The organism is Mitsuaria sp. TWR114 (assembly GCF_007997345.1).
Genome location: NZ_VOSR01000284.1, coordinates 1 through 4,654, shown reverse-complemented (window position 1 = coordinate 4,654; position 4,654 = coordinate 1). Strand labels below are relative to the sequence as shown.

The 4,654-nt window shown below is 71.3% G+C and carries 4 protein-coding genes; 2 read left to right on the top strand and 2 right to left on the bottom strand.

What is annotated here, in order from left to right; translation table 11 throughout:
• Positions 1-789 precede the first annotated feature (789 nt).
• Positions 790-2,496 (bottom strand): acyl-CoA synthetase, encoded by a 1,707-nt coding sequence (locus tag FUT87_RS12020; protein WP_147241163.1) that lies wholly within the window; start codon positions 2,494-2,496, stop codon positions 790-792.
• Between the two features lie 207 nt (positions 2,497-2,703).
• Here FUT87_RS12020 and arsC point away from each other — a divergent pair, with 207 nt between their 5' ends.
• Positions 2,704-3,054, top strand: a complete 351-nt coding sequence (gene arsC, locus FUT87_RS12015; RefSeq protein ID WP_147241162.1) for an arsenate reductase (glutaredoxin) — start codon at positions 2,704-2,706, stop codon at positions 3,052-3,054.
• Positions 3,055-3,066: 12 nt separating this feature from the next.
• On the opposite strand, the gene FUT87_RS12010 is transcribed toward arsC, so the two are convergent.
• Positions 3,067-3,561, bottom strand: a complete 495-nt coding sequence (locus FUT87_RS12010) for a GNAT family N-acetyltransferase (protein WP_147241161.1) — start codon at positions 3,559-3,561, stop codon at positions 3,067-3,069.
• Between the two features lie 78 nt (positions 3,562-3,639).
• Here FUT87_RS12010 and FUT87_RS12005 point away from each other — a divergent pair.
• Positions 3,640-4,654: alpha/beta fold hydrolase (locus FUT87_RS12005; RefSeq protein WP_255511786.1), on the top strand; the 1,015-nt coding region annotated here is incomplete at its 3' end.

The following is a 4,654-nucleotide window of genomic DNA, read 5'->3' as shown; positions in this document are numbered from 1 at the left end:
GCCGGCGGCCGCCCCGGCCTCGGCGGCGGTCGCGCTGCCGACGGTGCAGAGCGACGTCAAGCGCGGCGCCTCCTTCCCCTACAAGCGCCTGAACGAACTGCTGTCGAAGCTGCGCACCGAAGGCGAAGGGCTCTTCGTCAGCCGCTTCGTGCTGACGGACGCGAAGGACGCCAGCAAGCCGCCGCCCGTCGGCACCAAGCTCGCGCTGATGAGCGACGACGACTACATCCCCATCCCCATCGACGACAAGGGCCGCTTCGACCTGCCGACCTTCAGCGAGCGCCAGGCCAAGGACATGGACTTCGGCACCAACGTGCCCAAGGGCGAGCTCGGCGTGCGCCTGAGCATCGACCTGGCCACGCCGCCGGAGATGCTGGACATGGCCACGGTGCGGCGCATCGTCACCGTCGGCCAGCGGCTGCGCACCGAGCTGCTGCCCTGGTACGTGCGCTGGATGTTCCCGCAGATCGACGGCGTGATCGCCTGCAGCGATGCGCCGCAATGGCAGCTGGACTGGTCCGAGGGCGCGCAGCGCTGGCGCCTGCCCTTGCCGGCGGACGCGCAGCAGCGCGAGCCGGAGACGCCCAAGGGCAAGCCCTCGCGCGCCTGCACCGTGCTGACCGGGCAGGAGCAGTGGCCCGACGCCGCGCTGCTGCAGACGCCGCCGGGCGCCAACACCAAGCTGTACGTCAAGCTGCGCAATCGCGCGCGAGTTGAGCGAAGGGCCTCCGCGCTCCCCACCTGCAACGGCGAGGCGGCGGCGACTGAGCCCTCGACGAGGGGCGCCGCTCAGGCCGCCCGACCGGCGGCGCGGTCGGCGGCCCGATCCGCCTCGAGCTGCCGCAGCACGCGGCGCTGCACCTTGCCGGTGGTGGTCATCGGCAGGCTGTCGAGGAACTCGATCTCCTTGGGGTACTCGTAGGGCGCAAGCCGCTGCCGGACGAAGTCCTGCAATTCGCCGGTCAATGCGGCCGACGGCTGCCGCCCCGGCGCCAGCACGACGAAGGCCTTCACCAGCGCGCCGCGCTCGGCATCGGGCTTGGGCACGACCGCGGCATTGGCCACCGCCTCGTGACGGACCAGGCAGTTCTCGATCTCGCCGGGGCCGATGCGGTAGCCCGCGACCTTGAACTGGTCGTCGGCGCGCCCCTGGTACCAGAGGTAGCCGTCCTCGTCGGCGCGCGCGAGGTCGCCGGTGCGGCACCAGCTGTCCAGCGGATCGCCGGTGAACTTCGCCGCCGTCGCGGCCGCGTTGCGCCAGTAGCCGAGGAAGAAGATCGGATCGAGGTCGCCATGCCCGTCCCGGCGATGCACCGCCACTTCGCCGATCTGCCCCGGTGGGCAGACCTGGCCGTCGTCGTCGATGACCGCGACGCGGTGACCGGGATACGCGCGGCCCATGCTGCCGGGCTTGGCCGGCCACAGCCGCGCGCAGTTGCCCACGACGTAGTTGATCTCGGTCTGGCCGAACATCTCGTTGACCGTCACGCCCAGTTCGCGCCGGACCCAGTCGAAGACCGCGTCGCCGACGGCCTCGCCGGCGCTCATCACGGCCTCCAGGCGCAGCGTGTAGTGCTCGGCGGGATGGGGCACCGCCTTCATCATGGCCTTCAGCGCCGTCGGGAACAGGAAGGTGTGGCTGACACGGTAGTGCTGCATCAGCTCGAAGGCCTTCTCCGGCGAGAAGCGGCCCTGGTAACCGAGGATGGGCCGGCCGAAGCACAGCGACGGCAGCAGCGCGTCCATCAGCCCACCGGTCCAGGCCCAGTCGGCGGGACTCCAGAACACCGCCTCGCTGCGCACCCGCGGGTCATGGGGATCGAAGCCGAACCAGTTCTGGCTCGCGATGAAGCCGGTCAGGTTGCCCAGCAGCGCGCGCTGCGGCAGCAAGGCGCCCTTGGGCGCGCCGGTCGTGCCGCTGGTGTAGATCAGGATCGCGGGATCCTCGGCCGCGTTGTCCCGCGCGGCGAAGCGGGCGTCCTCGGCTTGCAACGCGGCCATCCAGCCGGCTTCGCCGTCCTGCGGCTCGGACTCGCCGACCAGCAGGACCTGGCGCAGCGCCGGGCATTGCACGCGCACCGCCCGCACCGCGTCCAGCGCCCCGCTTTCGACGATCGCGACGCTGGCCTCGCTGTCCTGCAGCCGGTAGGCCAGCGCATCGGGGCCGAAGAGCATGGACAGCGGCATCGCCACCGCGCCGAGCTGGTTGATCGCGATGTGCGCGACCGCCGTCTCGAAACGCTGCGGCAGCACCAGCGCCACGCGGTCGCCGGCCTGCACGCCGAGACGCCGCAGCGCGTTGGACAGCCGATTCGCCGCGCGCTGCAGTTGGCCGAAGGAGTACTGCGCGCGACAACCGCTGTCGCTGTCGAAGAGGATGGCCGGCGCGTCGGGCGTCTCGCGGGCCCAGCGGCCGCAGCAGAGTTCGGCGATGGACAGGCGCTCAGGCACCTGCCAGCGGAACGCGCCGTGGATCAGCGCGTAGGCGTCGGACATCGCGACTCTCCGGGACTGGAACAAGAGCGTGGATGCTAGCGAGCGAGCCGGCACGGGAGGTCATGGAAAGCCCGTAGCGCCAGGACGGTGCCGACCCGGGCGGGCGCGCCCTCGCACGGTGCACGGAGAAAACGCGGATCGATCCTCGATGCGCGCATGAAGGCGCGATGGCACGATGGCGTGAAGGCGCCGCCTACACTCCACCGGATGACCGTGAAGATCCTGCACAACCCCCGCTGCTCGAAGTCGCGCGAGGCGCTGGCCCGGCTCGAATCGCGCGGCCTTCGCCCCGAGATCGTCGACTACCTGGCCACGCCTTTGTCGCTGGGCGAGTTGCGGACGCTGCAGCGCCAGCTGGGCGTGCCGGCGCGCGCGATGCTGCGCGAGGGCGAGGACGAGTACCGCGAGCTCGGCCTGTCCGAGCCCGCGCTCAGCGACGAACAGCTGCTGCAGGCGGTGGCGGACCACCCGCGGCTGCTGCAGCGTCCCATCGTCGTGGACGGCGATCGCGCGCTGATCGCCCGGCCGCCGGAGCAGCTCGACGGCTGGTGGCCGTGAGCGGGCGAAGCCTCAGCCCTTGAAGCGCGCGAGCGCGTCACCGGTGAGGCGGCATAGGCGCCAGTCCGGCATGATCGTCGCGCCCATCTTCTCGTAGAAGCGGATGGCGTTCTCGTTCCAATCGAGCACGCACCATTCGAAGCGACCGTAGCCGCGCTCGATCGCGACCTGCGCCAGGCGGGTCAGCATGCGCGTGCCGAGTCGCGCGCCGCGATGGGCGGGCTGGACGTAGAGGTCCTCGAGGTAGAGGCCGGGCTTGGCCAGGAAGGTCGAGAAGTTCACGAAGGTCAGCGCGAAGGCGACGATGGCGCCGCTCTCGTGCTCGGCGACCAGGGCCTCGGCGACGGGCCGCTCGCCGAAGAGATGCGGATGCAGCTTCTCCGGCGTGACCTCCATCAGGTGGGACAGGCTCTCGAAGTCGGCGAGCTCGCCGATCAGGCCGACGATGGCGGTGACGTCGGCGGGCCGGGCGGGACGCAGGGTGTAGGGATCGGGCGTGGCGGTCATGGTGGCTCGTGGATGAAGTCGGCGCATTGTCTCCATGGCGAAAGCCGGCCGCCGTTCCTCACACTACAGTCGCCGTCCATGAGCACCGACATGAGTCCCGCCACGGGCGTCGCGGAGAGCACCGCGCACAACGCCGCGCACAACGTCGCGTACGGCGTCCGCCGCCCGCATCGCAGTGGCTTCCTGACGCTGCGCGGCCTGCGCCACCACGTGCTGCGCTGGGGCCCCGAGCATGACGGCACGCGCCCGCTGCTCGTGATGGTCCACGGCTGGATGGACGTCGGCGCGTCGTTCCAGTTCATGGTCGACGCCTTCCGCGAGGACCGCAGCGTCGTGGCCATCGACTGGCGCGGCTTCGGCCTCACCGACAGCACCCCGGGCGACGCCTACTGGTTCCCCGACTACCTCGGCGACCTGGACGCCTTGCTCGACGCGCTCAGCCCCGGGGCGCCGGTCGACCTGCTCGGCCACAGCATGGGCGGCAACATCGCGATGAGCTATGCCGGCGTGCGGCCCGGGCGGCTGCGCAAGCTGGTGAACCTCGAGGGCTTCGGCCTGCCGGACACCACGCCCGAGATGGCGCCGGCGCGGCTCGCGAGCTGGCTCGACGAGCTGAAGGAGACCCCGAGCCTCAAGAGCTACGACAGCGTCGAGGGCGTGGCGCAGCGGCTGATGAAGACCAACCCGCGGCTGAGCGCCGACAAGGCGGCGTGGCTGGCGCCGCATTGGTCGCGGCGCGGCGACGACGGCCGCTGGCACATCCTCGGCGACCCGGCGCACAAGCGGACCAATCCGGTGCTGTACCGCAAGGCCGAGGCGCTGGCCTGCTGGTCCGCGATCACGGCGCCGACGCTGTGGGTCGAGGGCAGCGAGACCCAGCTCTCGCAGTGGTGGGGCGACCGCTATCCGCGCGAGGACTTCGAGGCCCGCCTGGCCGTCGTCAAGGACCTGCGGCGCGTCACGCTGCAGCAGGCGGCGCACATGATGCACCACGACCAGCCAGAGGCGTTGGCGCGCGCGTCGAAGAATTCCTGGGGTAGCGGCCTGGGTGAGGCTGCTGGCCCTCACCCCTGCCCTCTCCCGCAAGCGGGAG